The sequence below is a fragment of the Pseudomonas sp. SCPG-7 genome, from assembly GCF_002156405.1.
GTDB classification, from domain to species: Bacteria; Pseudomonadota; Gammaproteobacteria; order Pseudomonadales; family Pseudomonadaceae; genus Aquipseudomonas; species Aquipseudomonas parakoreensis.
This window is the reverse complement of the sequence record NZ_MVOO01000021.1, coordinates 26703-42291: the sequence shown is the minus strand read 5'-3', so window position 1 is coordinate 42291 and position 15589 is coordinate 26703. Positions and strand designations below refer to the sequence as shown.

17 protein-coding genes and 1 tRNA gene are annotated in these 15589 nt (G+C 52.1%); 7 read left to right on the top strand and 11 right to left on the bottom strand.

What is annotated here, in order from left to right:
* Nucleotides 1-139: 139 nt before the first annotated feature.
* From B1722_RS29655 to B1722_RS25850, 4 genes are all read left to right on the top strand, one after another.
* A tRNA-OTHER gene (locus B1722_RS29655) sits at nucleotides 140-229 on the top strand.
* A gap of 27 nt (nucleotides 230-256) precedes the next feature.
* Nucleotides 257-1177: a hypothetical protein gene (locus tag B1722_RS25860; RefSeq protein ID WP_086794820.1), complete on the top strand. Its 921-nt coding sequence runs from the start codon at nucleotides 257-259 to the stop codon at nucleotides 1175-1177.
* Between the two features lie 260 nt (nucleotides 1178-1437).
* Complete coding sequence (locus B1722_RS25855) at nucleotides 1438-2238, top strand: hypothetical protein (protein ID WP_086794819.1); 801 nt, start codon at nucleotides 1438-1440, stop codon at nucleotides 2236-2238.
* Nucleotides 2239-2297: 59 nt separating this feature from the next.
* Nucleotides 2298-2705, top strand: a complete 408-nt coding sequence (locus tag B1722_RS25850; RefSeq protein WP_086794818.1) for a hypothetical protein — start codon at nucleotides 2298-2300, stop codon at nucleotides 2703-2705.
* A 69-nt stretch (nucleotides 2706-2774) separates the two neighbouring features.
* On the opposite strand, the gene B1722_RS25845 is transcribed toward B1722_RS25850, so the two are convergent.
* From B1722_RS25845 to B1722_RS25835, 3 genes are all read right to left on the bottom strand, one after another.
* Entirely contained in the window at nucleotides 2775-3722 is a 948-nt protein-coding gene (locus tag B1722_RS25845; RefSeq protein ID WP_174377075.1) for an RES family NAD+ phosphorylase, read from the bottom strand.
* Between the two features lie 477 nt (nucleotides 3723-4199).
* Nucleotides 4200-4820: a hypothetical protein gene (locus B1722_RS25840; RefSeq protein WP_086794816.1), complete on the bottom strand. Its 621-nt coding sequence runs from the start codon at nucleotides 4818-4820 to the stop codon at nucleotides 4200-4202.
* Nucleotides 4817-5521: a hypothetical protein gene (locus B1722_RS25835; RefSeq protein ID WP_086794815.1), complete on the bottom strand. Its 705-nt coding sequence runs from the start codon at nucleotides 5519-5521 to the stop codon at nucleotides 4817-4819. The genes B1722_RS25840 and B1722_RS25835 overlap by 4 nt, the downstream gene beginning before the upstream one ends.
* Nucleotides 5522-5670: 149 nt before the next feature.
* On the opposite strand from B1722_RS25835, the gene B1722_RS25830 reads away from it, so the two are divergent.
* Complete coding sequence (locus B1722_RS25830) at nucleotides 5671-6387, top strand: nuclease-related domain-containing protein (protein WP_086794814.1); 717 nt, start codon at nucleotides 5671-5673, stop codon at nucleotides 6385-6387.
* A 268-nt stretch (nucleotides 6388-6655) separates the two neighbouring features.
* On the opposite strand, the gene B1722_RS25825 is transcribed toward B1722_RS25830, so the two are convergent.
* From B1722_RS25825 to B1722_RS25815, 3 genes are all read right to left on the bottom strand, one after another.
* Nucleotides 6656-7621 carry an S-4TM family putative pore-forming effector gene (locus B1722_RS25825; RefSeq protein WP_086794813.1) on the bottom strand — a complete coding sequence of 322 codons (966 nt, stop codon included), beginning with the start codon at nucleotides 7619-7621 and terminating at the stop codon, nucleotides 6656-6658.
* On the bottom strand, nucleotides 7621-8622 hold the full coding sequence (locus B1722_RS25820) for a hypothetical protein (protein ID WP_086794812.1): 1002 nt from the start codon (nucleotides 8620-8622) through the stop codon (nucleotides 7621-7623). The genes B1722_RS25825 and B1722_RS25820 overlap by 1 nt, the downstream gene beginning before the upstream one ends.
* Nucleotides 8623-9168: 546 nt before the next feature.
* Nucleotides 9169-9381: a hypothetical protein gene (locus tag B1722_RS25815; RefSeq protein ID WP_086794811.1), complete on the bottom strand. Its 213-nt coding sequence runs from the start codon at nucleotides 9379-9381 to the stop codon at nucleotides 9169-9171.
* 558 nt (nucleotides 9382-9939) lie between these two features.
* Between B1722_RS25815 and mobA the strand changes: the two genes are divergently transcribed.
* Nucleotides 9940-10242: a plasmid mobilization protein MobA gene (gene mobA / locus B1722_RS25810; RefSeq protein ID WP_086794810.1), complete on the top strand. Its 303-nt coding sequence runs from the start codon at nucleotides 9940-9942 to the stop codon at nucleotides 10240-10242.
* A gap of 514 nt (nucleotides 10243-10756) precedes the next feature.
* A complete protein-coding gene (locus B1722_RS25800) occupies nucleotides 10757-11005 on the top strand; it encodes a helix-turn-helix domain-containing protein (RefSeq protein ID WP_086794809.1) in 249 nt (82 codons plus the stop codon).
* A 343-nt stretch (nucleotides 11006-11348) separates the two neighbouring features.
* Here the strand turns inward: B1722_RS25800 and B1722_RS25795 are convergent, their stop codons facing one another.
* The 5 genes from B1722_RS25795 to B1722_RS25775 all read right to left on the bottom strand — a co-directional run bounded on the left by B1722_RS25795 (nucleotide 11349) and on the right by B1722_RS25775 (nucleotide 15576).
* Entirely contained in the window at nucleotides 11349-12497 is a 1149-nt protein-coding gene (locus B1722_RS25795) for a DUF262 domain-containing protein (RefSeq protein ID WP_086794808.1), read from the bottom strand.
* Nucleotides 12494-13522, bottom strand: coding sequence for an adenine-specific methyltransferase EcoRI family protein (locus B1722_RS25790; protein WP_086794807.1), 1029 nt, complete (start codon nucleotides 13520-13522; stop codon nucleotides 12494-12496). The genes B1722_RS25795 and B1722_RS25790 overlap by 4 nt, the downstream gene beginning before the upstream one ends.
* A 589-nt stretch (nucleotides 13523-14111) precedes the next feature.
* Nucleotides 14112-14342 (bottom strand): hypothetical protein, encoded by a 231-nt coding sequence (locus B1722_RS25785; RefSeq protein ID WP_174377072.1) that lies wholly within the window; start codon nucleotides 14340-14342, stop codon nucleotides 14112-14114.
* Nucleotides 14343-14398: 56 nt separating this feature from the next.
* Nucleotides 14399-14998, bottom strand: a complete 600-nt coding sequence (locus B1722_RS25780) for a hypothetical protein (protein ID WP_086794806.1) — start codon at nucleotides 14996-14998, stop codon at nucleotides 14399-14401.
* Nucleotides 14995-15576: an RNA polymerase sigma factor gene (locus B1722_RS25775; protein ID WP_174377079.1), complete on the bottom strand. Its 582-nt coding sequence runs from the start codon at nucleotides 15574-15576 to the stop codon at nucleotides 14995-14997. The genes B1722_RS25780 and B1722_RS25775 overlap by 4 nt, the downstream gene beginning before the upstream one ends.
* Nucleotides 15577-15589 lie beyond the last annotated feature (13 nt).

Sequence of the window (15589 nt, the reverse complement as noted above, 5' to 3'; positions counted from 1 at the left end):
TTTCGGCACGCACTGTAGACAGGGTCGACCCTGCCAGGTCGCTCATACAGCTGGACGAGTGCAGATCGAGCAAGAGATTAACGGCGAAACCAGTTGTATCTACTTTTGTTGGTATTGGTGTTTCGCGTAGAATTCGCTCGACGACGTGGTGAAATCGGTATCACGCCCGCCGATAAAAGGGTAACCATATTGAAAGCGGGAATTATGGGTTCGAGCCCCAGCGTTGTCAGATCATTCCGGGTCGATGGAAGAGGCGATGTCAGAATTACAAAATATCGCTCAATCGGGCGTTACTGATCGCGCTCAGGCCGTGCCTGACGCGATAAAGCGGCCGGTCAACTCCAGCACCCAAGCTTTGGCTGACTTTCTGCAAGTTGTAGGAAGCGGCGTAGCTGACTTGAATACCATCGCGGTAGGCTTGGCGGCAATCACTCCAAATCATGAGAAACCCGACGGATTGAATATCAGTTGGGCGCCAAAGGATCCATTGCTTGCAGCACGCAAGGCTCGCAAGGCAGCTGTGCATGCTGCGATGGTCGTTACAGTGGAGGCGCTAGGTCAGTACGTACGGGCCATCACGAAGTTGCCGCGATTTGAAAGGCTGACCACGGAGTGGAAATCAAGAAAACCAAAACCGCCATCCGCAGCTGAAAGGTTCTCCGAATTAGCAAAGCAACTGTTCGCACCAACCTTTCCAGTGAAGGATGCAGCAGATTACGAAACTCGATTCAGATCCTGCTGTGTAATGCTGCTTATCCATTGGCGCAACCGCCATGTACACACTGACTCCAACGCCGAACTGACGCACAAAGAAAAGCAGGTGATTCAGGCCAACGAGGAACGCATACGTACCAATTACGCGGGACTTGACGTTGAAAGGCTATTTTCCGACTTCAAGGACAATCGTCCGACTTTGAAAGATGTCACGACACTCATCGCAATGGCTATCCAAGAGGTCAGGGCGATGGATGAGGCTGTGTATGTCTGCAACGATGCGGCTGACCTGCAAGCGTGGCTTAGCCATTACAAGCTCACCGAACGGATCGAAAAAATTCACCGCGAATCCAATCCTGCAAAGAGATATGCCTCAGTCCTTCGCATGCTGAGTACACACGCGCCCCGCTTGAAACCCTGGTATGAGAAGTTCATTCCGGATCCGGTTATCGTTACACAGTAGTAAGTGTCGATCACCCATAAACGTTAGCGTCTGCGACGTTAAATGAGCATTCTTCATGGCTTCACGGTGTGGTGCATCGAGTAAATAGATGGCCCTATGTCGCTATGGATCTTGTGCAGTCGATCGCCAATACGCCGATTTGCTCAGGACGAGTGCGAACAGTTGGTCAACGAATACAAGTGCTGGTGGATTGCAATGCGATTGTGCGGACACGTGCGTGCACGTTGCGCACCGGATCCATCCAATAGCTAGGTAAATTCATGCGTTACTTGCACCGCGCGCTCTTCTATCCGCTCATGTTGTTGGCGTTCTTTTGGGGGTTCCTCGCATTAAGGGTTAACCCTATCGCGTTGGTTTACAATTTTGAGTTCGTTGCCCTGCTCAAAGTCTTTTACATTGTCGGCTTTACCGCATTTTTATGGCCATTGGCTTATATTGAACTGGTCGACTACGTGCATTCACGCTTGGGCAAAAACGGTCGGCAATACCTTGATTACGCCAAATCGCTACAGAAGGATCTGATCGTCTCTGGGCTAACCGCGGTGGCGTTAGTCGGTATTTATTGGCTGGACTCGGTGAGCTACGTTTTCTCGGGTATCGACATTGCTTTCGTTGGTTTCCCCTTCTTGATTAACGCCCTGTACACGCTAATTCAGAGCACCCAAGTGAGTTTCGCCGGCCAACCTATACGCAAACGAGCACCATTGCTCATGTTCTGTGTGGTGCTGGGAGCGACTACGGCGGTGTATTGGTTGCTGGTGAAAAACTCTTCCGGTGAACTGGCTACGGATCAAGCGTTGTACCTGCAACTGACCGTCTTGTTCGGTGGCTTCTGCTTCTTTTTGAACAGCAACTTTATGCTGCACTGTTGGAGGCACGGGCGATTTGAGAGCTCAGCTTTCAAACGTTACTTCTTCACTGAGGTTGTCAGGTCCAAATCAAACCTTTACAGCGACCTGGACAACGTCCTGAAGCCTTTCAATAAGAAAATGGAACAACTCAAATCTCAGCATGCTGCAGCTATTCGTCGACAGCAGAAGGGCCGTCCGCGAAAACGTTGATGTCCCGCGCGGATTGGCAAACTTATCCCAGTTTCAACTCGTGTAAGGAAAGAGCATCAGTGTTTAAGGAACTTCTAGAAGCTTTGGGTAGGGTCAAGTCTCGCCCGTTGTTGAGCGTGTTTGCCGCGCTGGCCTTCTCAACGGTCGTGGAAGGTGGGGGACCGATCAAGGATCCTTTTTCCGTTACCAGCCTGTTGTTGCCGTTCTTTTTGATGGTCTCTTCCATGCTGATCGTATCCTGGGTGCTCTGCGTTAACTCCCTGAACAGTCGTCTTGCCGACCATGACCTCTTCAGTTGGGGCCCCTACCTCGGTGGAACGATATTGGCGTTCTGCCTATGCGTGGCCTTCTGGTACGTGTCGAATGTTCCCGACCCCATCAACCTGAAGCTACTCGGCAGCGTTGAATTTGTTCGGATGTTCGCCCTGTATCTGTTTGCGGTCGAAACGATCAATATCAAGCGTTGAAACAGTCAAGTCATTGAGCCAATGACCCCATGGTCGCGCATATCTCGCAAATTGAACTCAGCACGCGACTTACTCAGCTATGTAGTGCGTGATGACGTCGTCAGAGGCTATCTGTAAGTCAAAAATCGGGCGGCTGCCTGGGACCTGTGAGCTACCGAAACTGCTTTTGTCGAACAGCACGAAGTTGACGCCACCCTCATGCTGCACAGAGCGAAAGGACATGCCGTCAAAGGTTTTATGCTCGTTATAGCGAATGAATTCCGCCAAGGCCTGAGTCACCACGTAATGCGTATCGAGCAGGCCAACTGGTCGTGCAATTTCGTCATGGAGATACCGTAGCAACCTTCGGTGGTCACTCCGTTTTTCAAAGTCAGGGCTGAACAGGCTCAAGGGAGCATGTTGTAGCTGATTACTCAGCGCAGTGAAATCAAAAATGGTCATTGGAGTCATGGACGTAAATTGACCGACCACAACAGAATCACCCGGGGATGGTTGGACTTCGGCGATGCAAGTTCTGATGTCCTGCGACACGTACAGCAAAGAAACACCAGCAGCGCTCATCCGGTTGCTTTTCGCGCGATCGATGGGAGGAGCGCCTAACTCATCAGCCGGGTTCGTTCTGAAAAGTTGTACCTCTGTATCGTCTCGAGCAATCCTGGCCCGATAGAAGCATGTGTCAGAGGGAAGCGTTGTGACGACCGCTGGGGCACCTGGGCGGCCGGCGGTTTCCGCGTTGAGCGCTTCGAAAATGAGCGAATCAAAAAACTTTCGGGCGTTGTCGTTGAAGAAGCGGCGGCCATGGCACAGATCATGGGCAATCTGTTCCCACTCACCGACAACCCACCACCGCTCATGTTCCTCTGAATCGAAAGGGCTGGGTGCGAAGCAATACTCTTGTCCTGGCCAATAAAAGTCTTCCTCATCGGTTCCAGGGCTGACCATATCCGCTGCAATCGCCTCGCACACAAGCGGGTTATCACATCGAACGGCGACTCCTACAACCTCTGCCAGGCTCATTTCATGACCCTCGTAAAGGCCATAGTCAATGATGAAATGTTTCGGCAAATGCTCACGTATGAACTGGGCTACTCGGTGGGGCGTGAGAACCCTGCGGGTAATCTGACCGCATGCTGAACAGGTTTTCTCAGATGCCGGAAAGGACTTGAGCCCCCTGAGCATTGGGTCCCCAACGCAATCTTGGCAGACAAACATTACCTGGTGGTCTTCAACATCCAATAGCTCTTGCTGGAGAGGGTGCTTAATTCGGAAGCGCATATCGATGTGGTTGTTCGTCTTCTGATTTAGTCGTGAGGGGCCCGGCCGAGATGGTGCCGGCGCAGTGTGCGCTGTGCCCATCAAGGTCACCATTCCCCTCGTCAGTGAAGTCCGTTCCAGGATGTCCATGCCCGCGAAGGCAGGGGAGATGGCAATCCGTCAGAATATATAGCATTTAGCCAAAAAAGCCGGAGTAACGAGGTTGCTTGAGTTCTCGCGTCATATCAGAGGGACTTTTAGCGCAGTTGCAGCATCCTTGCGCCATTGGTCGATGGCTGCATCCACTGAAACTTGATCAGCCAATCCCGCCAAGTCGATGCTTTTGGCGTAAACCCGATACCCTGGAACGGCCTCGCTGACACCCACCTCACCGTCTTCTGGATATGGTAGAGGGTTCCAGACTTTGTTATACCAGTTGCCTGGGTTGTCGTTTGGTGTGTCACAAATCACAACAGATAGGACAATCAGGCTTTTGGATGCCTCGGCTGTTTCTCCTTTGTAGATACCCTGATATTTATCGAAGCCGGTATCACTGCGCACCCATGCGCCAAACATCAAATCGCCAGGCAAGTGCTTGTCCCAAAACTCAACCTGGTTTTGATGACGGAGCCAGATCGCAGAAATGTCCATGAATGGCAGGAATCGCAATCCTGCATTGGTTTGATTTTCAAGACCTCGCAGGTCTCCAGGGCGAGCAAATGCATAAGCTTGATAATAAGGGACGGCGTCCAGTTTGTTGCGAATGTAGGAAAGCAGATCAAATTGACGTTTTTGGTAGTCGGCCAACAAGCGATAAGCACGGCGGACGTCAAGCAACGCCGCATTAAGGTCCTGACTCATTTCAGCTTCCATTGGTCGAAGGCATTTGGGGTTGTGGTTAGATGCGCTGGTTTCAATGCGTTCAGCCATAACATGCGATGAGTGCGCAGACCATGCCAGGAATAGCAGTCGGACAAGTCTGAAAGCATCCGTTGCAGTCCTGGCTCAGATTGCTTCTTCAGTTCGTCCTCCAAGAGGCAGAACAGTTGCTGCCAACTACAGCAGACCAGTTTGAATCGGTAGTCGTTGCCAGGAGGGAGGGCTGTGATGATGTCTTGGTGCAGATCTTCACGCGTACTGTGGCTTAGATCAGCCAAGCCACCGAGGGTCAGCAAGATACAGTTTTCGGCAAGCTTGCCCCCAGCCCAACCGGCTTGTAGCTCTGACGCCAACTGCCCCGCGTATTGCCGCCGAGAATAGTCATGGCGTTTGGCTTCCACCAGCAGCGACTGTTGCCCATCACTTATCACTACGTCGGGCTCGACGCGGCGACCGCCAGGTAGGTACCACGATGGCCAGAAATCAATCTCTTCAATTGCACCAAATGCTTCGCCCAGCAACGTGCTTAACGTGGCACTGAATAAGGCGTCGGGTAGGTAAGCCAGGCGCTCGAAGACGCTCGCAGTGATCACGTCTTCCGCGCCCTCTGCTTGGCCAAGTAGTAATCGGGCCCCTTCAAGTCCGGTACCTCGTTTCTTTCCAGAAATGACTGCATTCAACATGATTCGCTTCCTAGTGGCTGCTCACGACTCGCTTTGAGGCTCCTGGTCGGTAGCGGCGCAGTGAGCTTGCTCTAAAGTTAGCCAAGGCTAGCGGGCATAATTTTGCCATTTTCAGCTGAAACAGCTCGGCAATTCATTGAGGCATTGAAATGGACCTCTCTCACATCATCACCCGGGCTTGGGAGGCCTTTCACTGGTTTATCCCGCCGATACTGCTGATTGGTCTGCTCAATTCACGTTGGGGCAAGGGCCATACCGGCGAACTCCGCTTACGTCTGTTCGCAAGATGGCATCTGGACAAGCAAACCTATCGCCGGATGCACAACGTGACGCTCAATACCATTGACGGCACCACTCAGATTGACCATGTATTCATTTCTCCCTACGGCATCTTCGTTGTGGAGACCAAGAACATTAGTGGCTGGATCTTCGGTAGCGAAAAGCAGTCCCAGTGGACGCAGAGGCTGTACCAAAAAACATTCAAGTTCCAGAACCCGTTACGGCAGAACTACAAACACCTCAAGGCACTGGAGGTCGCTCTCGGTGTAGTAACCGAGTACCTGCACTCGGTTATCGTTTTTGTTGGCGCAAGTAGCTTCAAGACCGACATGCCGGCCAACGTCACTCAAGGTAAAGGCTTCATTCGTTACATCAAGTCGTTCAAGCAGCCGGTATTTACGGAGGCCGAAGTCGACGCACTTGTGCAGACTTTGCGAACCGGGCGGCTGTCGCCAAGCCTCGCAACCCAGCGTGCACATCTCCAAAACCTCAAACGCCGAAATGAACCAACAGCTGAGCGTAAGTGCCCAAAATGCGGCAGTGCATTACTCATTCGCACTGTGAAGTTGGGCCCGAATGCAGGGTAACAATTTTGGGGGTGCTCGGCATATCCCAAGTGCCGAGTGACGCAGAGGTTGTAGTGAAAGCATGAGATGGAAGGGAAGAAATGACCAGCTTCTATCCGTAGCTAATTGCCGCACCTACCCCCGAAAACCGTCGCATTTATGCTGCTTGCCTCCTGTTGGCCAATGCGACGGCTTCTCCACAATCCGGACAGAGGGACCTAATTTTTCTTCGGGGTTTCCTTAACTACCTGTAGGTATCAGAACCAGGGCCAATCGAGCTGAGCAAACTCTATGGGGGGCTAACAACCGCCGTGTTGTTTGACTCAGCTTGCTTAGCCAATAATTGGGATTCCAGGTCGGCAGCACTACCAACCATCACGCTTTCCTCTCTATTACGCAGCCACTCATACAGCCTATCTGGAATGGGCCAACTGTCCCGTCGATTGATGTACAACTGGTCTTGAACCATTTGACATAGCTTAATAATATGACTCTCCTGTTGGTTCTCGCTATCAATGGCGTCAGTAAGGTGATCTCTAAGGCGATTAATATTCTCAATGGTCTTCTTGTTGCCGGAATACACTGTGTATCCGAAATCTACGACAGGCCCTGCCAGTGCTACCAGGTTGGTTAATGCGCTGAATGTAGACAGATTTAGGAAGATGCTGAGCCCCAATGCAGAACCAAAAATTACGAACCCGAAAATCAAGAGGAAGAGGTTCATTGTCGAGCGCAAACTAGCGTCCCAAGAAAGGCAAGCGTTCTGACAAATCAGGATTTGATAAGGGTGAATTAGCTTATCTTCCCTTAGCGCATACCAGTCTTCAAAAGGCTTCTTACCCTTTTTCTTGAGAAGCCTCTCACCATGCTTGGTGACCAGAGCCGAATTTGGCGGGGAACCTGCCAAGGGAGCACTCCACTCAAAGCCGTACAGCTTTCTGTCCGCTTGATCTTGGACCTTCGCAGCTTCCTCCTTGTATTTTTCAATTCGCTCAGTGACTAAAAATTTATCTAAGGTCAGGACCACGACAGAAATTACAGCAACGAGCTTGGAAATATCGATCGTCTCAAAGCCGAAATAGGTACCAGCTGATTTGCTATTCAAAATGATGGAAAGAAAGGCCATTACGCTCACTAATACCACGTTTAGCATCAGGTAAGCGTTCTGTCCTTGTTTGGCTAAACTATACAATCTCCGTGCAGCAGCGAAACGGACGATGAAGTAGTGATCGTTTTGCTTAGTGCGAATTCCCATCAGCCATACTCCGGAAAATCACTGCCAAATATTTCGCGCCATTTGTTAATGGATTCTTTGTGTGTTTGGCATTCCCGCTCCAACCTGCGGGCATCTAATGCTTTGTCTTTATCTGTACCAGCACGCGTATAAATTTTTAACTTATCATCAAAGCTAAGATCGTTCAGATCACTCTGAAAACCTTTCGGGTCAGGCACAGTGGAGAAAATCGCATTACGCACAGCTTGGAATGCGTAAGGTAGTTCCACATCAATGTAGTCGGAGCAACTGGACGCAACGTCATAATGATTGAGAATAATGTTCTCAAGAAGATACGATGACATTGTTGGCATCGTAGCTCGTGCGTTCCAATACTTCATGACTCGTATGACGTTTAGAATTTTACCATTATGTTTCTGGTTGATTCGGGTTGTCCTGCTTTGGTCGATCCTTGGATCCGCTTTCTTCCAGTTACCGGCGCCGTCGGGGATCAAATAAAAATCCTTGTTGTTAACGGTAGAGGTAATAAAGCAAGGTACGATATCGAAGGACCAATCCTTGTTGTTCAACGTCAAAACGACAGTTTCCTGTCGCCGGTTGACTTCGGAGCTTCGATAGGCGTACACAGATTCGACAGAAATTTTAAATTTGTTAAGGATTTTTATTGAGTTAAGTGTCTCGTTGTCATTGTTAGTGAATTGATAAAGGTTGGTATTGGTGTTGGTGACGTGGATCTTTATGACACCATCCGACACTTCGTTGTAATGGGCGCCACTTCCGTTCATACAGAAAAACATGTCAACGTCATCTAGTGGGCGCTTTTTGGTCTTTCGAGCAAACGATCCGAAATTGATGTCCGCATCCGTATGCAAAGTTGGAAAGTTGACCACTTCAGATTGAAAGCGTTGAATCCGTTTACGAAGGTTATCTCGGTCTGTACGGGCAGTTTTACTGTCTTCAGAGTAGAGATTTACCGTTTCGCTTAAAAACTTACTGAATGCTACATTTACGTTTGTTGGCATATCCTTTCTCTCTCTCCTCGTAGCTACCTGCCATCCTTGGCGTATTTCAACACGACGACGAGCATGTTTGCTACAGGGTTTATACAGGTGCTTTTTGGCGCCAAAGTATTGGCTTTTAGAGAATGTTCCCTAATCAAATACTAACTGGCACAGCTCAAAATTTACCGCGTCCCACATATGCGTAGCTCTGTTGGATACCCAGGGGTGGCCACCTATGGTCACGGACAGGATTGTGCTGGGTAGGATCGTTTCATGCCCCTGGACAGGTCAAATGTAGAGGGGCGAGCAAGTCAGTGCAATTACAAAAGAATATTTCACAATTGCTTTAACCAAAACTGAAAGCGCAGTCTGTGCCTGATGATCGTGGAGTGAATCCAAAAGACAGCTGCTGCCTACGACCGCCCATGCAGAGCCTGGGCAGTAGCAGTCAGCCTGATCACTAATTGATAATGACCTCGCACTACTCTGTGAAACGTCCGAACTCCGCAATGAAAACAACGACCCGCATGCCGCCACTCTCGCAAGAATCTTTCGATACGTGAGGAGCTATTTGCTCTTAACGAACGCTGGCGGGGCAATGCGCTGTCGGCGCTGGCTTGGATTGACAGAGTCAAGCAGAACTTCCTTGATGCGCTGAGCAGAAATCTCGAGCTCTTCGGGGGAGGCGTTCTGGATAGCACGAATCAACCGCTCACGATTGGAGCGCTTCAGATCCATAATCTCGGCGAAGCTACTTTCGGAGTCACTGGACTGTTCCATAACTATCTCCAAGGTATCTTGAGAGAATTACCTGAGATCTACACGCCAGTGTCAAATAGCTCCCTCAGATTCGTCACTTTAGCCTTTGTGCCTCCGCATCACCACAAACGTCCCAAAATCGTCTCACGCTTATCAACGTCAAGCGTGCACACATGCTGTTTATACCCTCCCTCTGCATCAGAAAGTCACTCAAGGCTAGGGGCAACTTGGTAAATCCTAGCTGTCGCTCTAGCGTCTTTCTCGCCATCCAATCGTTGTATCCTCAGCCGCTGATGGATGATGCATTCTTTGCTTATTTAAATCGTTTTGAATTCGCCTTTTTTTCGTACCCAAGGCGTCCCCTCAATGCTTACGCCTTTTGCATCCCGGCTGTAACCGGGTAGTGCACAACTCATCTAAATTCTGAAAGTAAAGACTAGGACAAGGTAGGGTTTGTGATACCGCCAGTTCCTGGCGACTCACAATCGGCGCGCACCAGTCGTTACACTCCCTTTGCTTGCCTACCTTCCCTACTCAGGGCAAGCCCCGAGCCCCCAACACCTGGAAAAAGGAAAGCTCATGAGCCGTAGCGAACAACGCCGACGCACAGGATGGCTGCCGGCAATTCGTTGTTTCGAGGAAGAAGAAGCACTGGTACGCGAGAAAGCCCACGACAGCGGAATGAGTGTTGGTCAGTTCGTGCTGGCCGCCGCATTGAAGCGACAGACCAGAAGCAAAATTGACTCCCACGTAATCAATGAGCTGCGGCGTCTAGGTGGCCTTCAAAAGCATCTTTTCAACGAGGGCAACGGCGCGCTTTCCAAGGAGTACGCAAATATCTTGGTTGAGATAACCGAGGCAATTAAGCGTATCGGATGTTGAGGTAAACCCGTTGGTGCCTTGGTGATTCACAGTTCTGCCCTTATCTCATGCAATGCCAGGACTTAGTGCTCTACTAGACCACGACTGCGCTGGTCCAACCCTGCCGTCGAGCTCAGCACTTGATGTTCGAGACTCAGTATTGAGTACCTCTGTCGGCTTTAAAACGAGGCTGAACACGGGAACATCAAGACTGCTGGTCAGTACCTCCAATCGATGATTGTGCTTTCCTACCGGGACGATGCGCCAAGCATTAATTTCATCGAACCTGAAAAAATGCTCTACGCCTTTGACTGGGTAGGCCAACAGCCTACGTGCAGATCCATCGATACCCAGGTAGGCATCGTTAATCTTTGCGAATACTTCGAGCTGCGGTTGAAAACCTGCGCTCCCGGAATAGCTCCCAAATCTGCCTCATCACTTTTACTCACGCCAATGTCCAGCACAAAATATCTGATAATCAGATAACTCAAAAAGCAGATATAGCTTGGTCAGCCGCCCCTCCAGATACACGGCAATGACCAAAGCAATCTATCGACGTGAGCATGAGATTCTTTTTCAATTGCTCAAACGCATGCGCGGCGAATCCGGAATGACTCAAGCACAGTGCTCTGCTGCCCTGGGTAAACCGCAGTCATTCATGAGTGATGTGGAGCGAGGAGTCAGAAGGCTCGATATTGTTCAGCTTCGAGATCTTTGTCTCGTCCTCAAGACTGATCTCTCAAGCTTTTCAAAAACGTATGAGCAAGCCCTTAATGAGGGGTAATGCACGCGACGCAATCCAGCTTGTATCCGGCAAGGGCATGACCGGCAGAGATCAGCCAAAACCGGCCCCTCACGGTCGGAAGCGCTTAACTCATAACTATATCAGCCGTCGCTGGCTATCCGATCTGGCCGAGCGCGTAACGTGCCCGCCTTTCTCGCGCACCCACTTCTTCCCGCAGATACCGCAGCCATAGTCCTGCTCGTCGGAGTGCTTGCAAATGATGATTTCGCGCAACGTTCTCCTCCTCGCCGCGCTTGCGGGAAGCGAGAACCCTGTTGCTCTGCCAACAGGCCCAACGACCAGCCGAGAGCTAGACGCGTTGCCCGCACCTGACTTACCAGAATCACCTGTTACCTTTTGAACGATTGTGCGAGGTGCAGAGCATCTCGCAATTGGAGATGTCCGTCGAACCACCCTTCGACCAAGCGGTCACGTGATCCGCGTCCATCTCGGTGAACTCGTAAATGCGCTGGGCATTGTTGTTACCTCCGGCCGTGCACATCGGGCAGTTCGATGTGCCGGCAGCCATGGCCGCCTTTGTTTGCCCGCCGTAGGCTGCGAGCTTAGTCTTTTCATCAAAGACCCGCACTTCGATCAGTTTCGTGTCACTTTCGCCGCCCAGCACAAATTCGTAGATACCGACCTTCCGCTTGACGTCGGTATCCGACATGAGATCGCTGACCCGCTCTTCGAGCTTGATTGGATCAAGAGTCGTGCTCTTGTAGGTACGATGGAGTGCGCCCCATTTGACCGACTTCATCTGAGAGCGCTTCTTCGGGAAATTGGCCACGACCCAATTGATAACTCCCTGGAAGTAGAGCCAAAGCTCATTGGCATTCGAAGCGTGCTGATGGTCACGCATATATGCTTCGACCTCCCCCTCATTGATCCACTCGATCGCGGTCTCAAGGTATTCCTGACGGATTGGGGAGCCTGAGAGATAATCACTAGCAATCGCATAGGCCGCGCAGCCGTTCTTGGAGAAGTATTTCTTTGCCGCGGAGACCCACGGCCCATGAAAAACCGCATTTCGCAGCTCTTGATCGGTCAGCTTCTCGCCAGCGATATTGATGGTCTTGAACCAGCCGAGCTTCTCCGAGTCAGTGCCTGTACAGAGATAGATCATAAGCTCGTAGTCCAGAATTTCCTCCTGCTGGTCAGGTTGGAGGTTATGGAAAGCTAGCTGGTGGCCATCGACGTCAATCGAGAAATCTCCGTTTACGTACTGACAGATCGAAATTGTGCGCTGCTGGCCGTCGATTACCTCGAAGTTTCCGTCGCCCTGTACGGCCCAATACATGACATTGAGAGGAAACCCCCTCCGCAAAGTCTCCAGCACCGCGTCGCGCTGTTTATCCTTATAGACAAACTCTCGCTGGTAGGGTGGTCGGACGTCGAGTTTGCCACCGTATGCCTGTACTCCCAGGTCATCGTTGTCTTCATAGTTATCGACGAGATCACGGATCTTGATGCGTTCGAGTTCTATCTTCACAGCTGCTTTTTCCTAATCGCCAGGCGTTCGTAGGTGCGGCGGTAGGTTCCGTCACCATTGCTGAGGTAGAAGTTCGGGCCACCCTGTGGGTAGGACCCTACCGCAGCAACCTCCGACATAGGGCGGGCAAGGATCAAGCTCGTACCGAGAATTTCAAATTGATCAGGGTTGTATTTACCCAGGAACGTGATGGGCACACCCATCACTCCTGGGTAGTCCAGCGGGATGTCGACAACCTTGGAAACCTCGATGCCGTCAAAGTTCGCATACGACGGATACTCCCCGGGGTCGTAGGATTTGAAAAGGGTGATCTCTTCGTGACGCTTGGAGTGGTCAAGATTCGTGAACCAAGCGGAATTGCCGATCGTTTGATAGCGATGGCCGTTCTCATCAGCCTTCTGGCCGGTCTTGATGGGCGCGTCGTCAGTGATGCGAAACCACATCTGACCTGTGCCGGTGCGGGTGACACCCAACCAGAGACGGTTCTCCTGAATGAAAGGCCAGACTTCCTTGTACTTGAGCGCGTTCAGGTTCCCTATGATGATGAATTTCTTGTCGTACTCCATGAGTTGAGCCACATACTCGCGAAAGAGCGAAAACGGTGGGTTGGTAACCACAATATCGGCTTGTCTCAACAACGCGATACTCTCAGCGGAGCGGAAGTCTCCGTCTCCCTCGAACTCGATAACCTCGATTTCATCGCGGCCCGGGATGCGGTCGCCATCCTTGTCACCTTCATATTCGAGGTAGACAGCGCGCTCAGCGTCACTAGACGAAAAGAAATCTACGTCCTGACTTTTGTAGCAAGCAGCGATGAGTTTCTTTAGACCAAGCTTCTCGAAGTTGTAGCTAAAAAAGTGGAAAAACTCCGATTCCCGTGGGTCGTCGCAGTTGAGGTATACGACCTTTCCCCGAAAATGCTTGCGATAATGCCTCAGTTCCTTCTCGATATCAGATAGCTGCGTGTAGAACTCATCCTGCCTGGCCGCCTTCGCATTCCCGAGGCTCCGCTGTTTTGTTGCCACACGACACTCCTTTTTCTTAAATCGAATATGTTACAGGGCTCGCAGTAGCGCCCGCCACAGTGACACATGATTGAGCCGAGCGGGGAACACTCCTGCAGAGCACTCTCCCAATGTCGGGGGCAGACTCAATGGCGATATGTTCCCCGCCGCCGTCAAGCCTAACCCGTTTAGTAAAGCAATCGACATGGCAGAAAAAGTTTACCTTTGTTCCGCTTCACTACTTAGGTCGGCTTAACCTCGGAGCTAGCGCCCGCTTCTGGCCGCTTACTGCCCTTCACTACTGGCTAATCTGGACGAGTCCAGTCGATTAGGTGAGCGGAGAGGCTTACCTACTGATCGAAATGCCACAAGTTTGCCACACTCGCCCCGCTAGCCGGGGCGAAAGCTCGCTAACCTCAGCTAACACAACTTATTGATTTCACAGCTAATCACCGCTAACGTTTTGATTCTAAACGTCGACTTTTAGGACTCCGAAGGCAGGGGTCGTGGGTTCGAATCCCGCCTGGTGCGCCATGAATTGAAACGAGAAAGCCCCGGACTGTGATGGTCCGGGGCTTTTTCGTGGGCGCGGTGTTTGATGCAACGACGGTCACTCCGTCGTCCAGTCAAACTCATCGTAATCGTCATCTTCCTCCTCTTCCCCAGCCTCCTCAAAAACCTCGTCTTCTTCCACGACGTCGTCTTCCGACTGGTTCAGCAGGAACTCCTTGCGCGCCTCGGTAATCGCGCGCCGCATCTCCTCGCCCTTCTGCGGGCAGTTGAGGAGTTGGGCGATGCGGTCGATTTTTGCTGCCACTTTGTTCTCCAGCGCTTCAGCCATGGCTCGATAGTGCGCGTTTTTGCCGGGCAATGCCAAATGGCTGGGTGAACAAGCGGTCAGTTCTGGCGTATGCGCTCAAGTCGCAGGTCGAGGTTCACCCCGGGGTAGCGTTTGTGCAGATTGTTATACAGCGCATCCGCGGCTTGCGACTGGCCGGCCTCGCGCAGGCGCAGGACTTCGCGCAGTTGCTCATCCAGGCCGTTGGCCGGGGCGGCGGCGCGTTTGCTGAGTTTGGCTTCGTCGGCGCTGATCGCGTCGCTTTGCATCGGCTCGGCCATTTCCATCATCGGTGCGGGTGCGGGTATGGCCGCAGCGGGCGGAGAGGCCAGTGCCTGCGCTTCGGGCGCTTGCTTGCGCGCCATTGGCGCAGCCGGTTTGGCCGCCGGGGCGAAGTCGAATTGCGCTGGCGGCTCGGGCGCACGTTGTACCAGTGACAGCATCAGCGCCACACCGACCATACTGGCGAATGCGACCTGCCAACGCGGTTTCTGGCAGGCCTGCAGCCAGCGTTGCCACAGGCTTGGCTTGGGCGCCGGAGCTGCGCGGCGCGCAGCGGCGAGAATCAGCGCATCGAGCTGTTCTGACGGCTCGCTGGTGTGTTGCTCGCGATAATGTTTGAGCAGTTGCTCTTCCGGCGTCTGGCGGGCGTCAGTCATGTCAGTACCTCCTCGGCCAGCAGCCGACGCAGTTTTTGCTGGGCGTAGCGCAAGCGGCTCTTGACGGTTTCCAGCGATGTTTCGGTGAGGCTGGCGATTTGCGCCAGGTCGAGGTCACCGTGGGCGCGCAGCAGAAACACTTCGCGCTGCTCGGCGGGCAGGGTTTGCAGGGCGCTTTCCAGGCGCTGGCTGTCGCGGCTGAGGTTCAGCAGTTGCTCGGGATCGTGGGTCTCGTCACCGACCGCGTGCAGCTGTTCGTCGTAACTGTCGTGCAGCGGCTGATATGCACCGTGTTTACGCCAGTGATCAATCAGCCGATTGCGCGCAATCTGGAACAGCCACGTACGAAACGTCGCCCGTCCTTGTGGCTGACTGGTGCTGCGGATCAGGCTCAGCCAAGTGTCCTGAAACACCTCGTCAGCCAGTTCCGGTTTGCCGCTCAACCCGAGCAGAAAGCGATACAGACTTTGCCGATGACGGGCGTACAAAATCTCGAACGCCGCGCCGTCGCCTTCGCGATAACGCGCCAGCAGCGTTTCATCGCTGCTGGCGGTCGGGCTGTCTGGCGTAGCAAACAGCTGACTGATGAAG

Excerpts from the sequence above, each read along its gene's own strand:
- B1722_RS25860 (WP_086794820.1), top strand. The coding sequence starts at position 257 with ATGTCAGAATTACAAAATATCGCTCAATCGGGCGTTACTGATCGCGCT.
- B1722_RS25855 (WP_086794819.1), top strand. The coding sequence starts at position 1,438 with ATGCGTTACTTGCACCGCGCGCTCTTCTATCCGCTCATGTTGTTGGCG.
- B1722_RS25845 (WP_174377075.1), bottom strand. The coding sequence starts at position 3,722 with ATGAGCCTGGCAGAGGTTGTAGGAGTCGCCGTTCGATGTGATAACCCG.
- B1722_RS25840 (WP_086794816.1), bottom strand. The coding sequence starts at position 4,820 with ATGAGTCAGGACCTTAATGCGGCGTTGCTTGACGTCCGCCGTGCTTAT.
- B1722_RS25835 (WP_086794815.1), bottom strand. The coding sequence starts at position 5,521 with ATGTTGAATGCAGTCATTTCTGGAAAGAAACGAGGTACCGGACTTGAA.
- B1722_RS25830 (WP_086794814.1), top strand. The coding sequence starts at position 5,671 with ATGGACCTCTCTCACATCATCACCCGGGCTTGGGAGGCCTTTCACTGG.
- B1722_RS25825 (WP_086794813.1), bottom strand. The coding sequence starts at position 7,621 with ATGGGAATTCGCACTAAGCAAAACGATCACTACTTCATCGTCCGTTTC.
- B1722_RS25820 (WP_086794812.1), bottom strand. The coding sequence starts at position 8,622 with ATGCCAACAAACGTAAATGTAGCATTCAGTAAGTTTTTAAGCGAAACG.
- B1722_RS25815 (WP_086794811.1), bottom strand. The coding sequence starts at position 9,381 with ATGGAACAGTCCAGTGACTCCGAAAGTAGCTTCGCCGAGATTATGGAT.
- mobA (WP_086794810.1), top strand. The coding sequence starts at position 9,940 with ATGAGCCGTAGCGAACAACGCCGACGCACAGGATGGCTGCCGGCAATT.
- B1722_RS25800 (WP_086794809.1), top strand. The coding sequence starts at position 10,757 with ATGACCAAAGCAATCTATCGACGTGAGCATGAGATTCTTTTTCAATTG.
- B1722_RS25785 (WP_174377072.1), bottom strand. The coding sequence starts at position 14,342 with ATGGCTGAAGCGCTGGAGAACAAAGTGGCAGCAAAAATCGACCGCATC.
- B1722_RS25780 (WP_086794806.1), bottom strand. The coding sequence starts at position 14,998 with ATGACTGACGCCCGCCAGACGCCGGAAGAGCAACTGCTCAAACATTAT.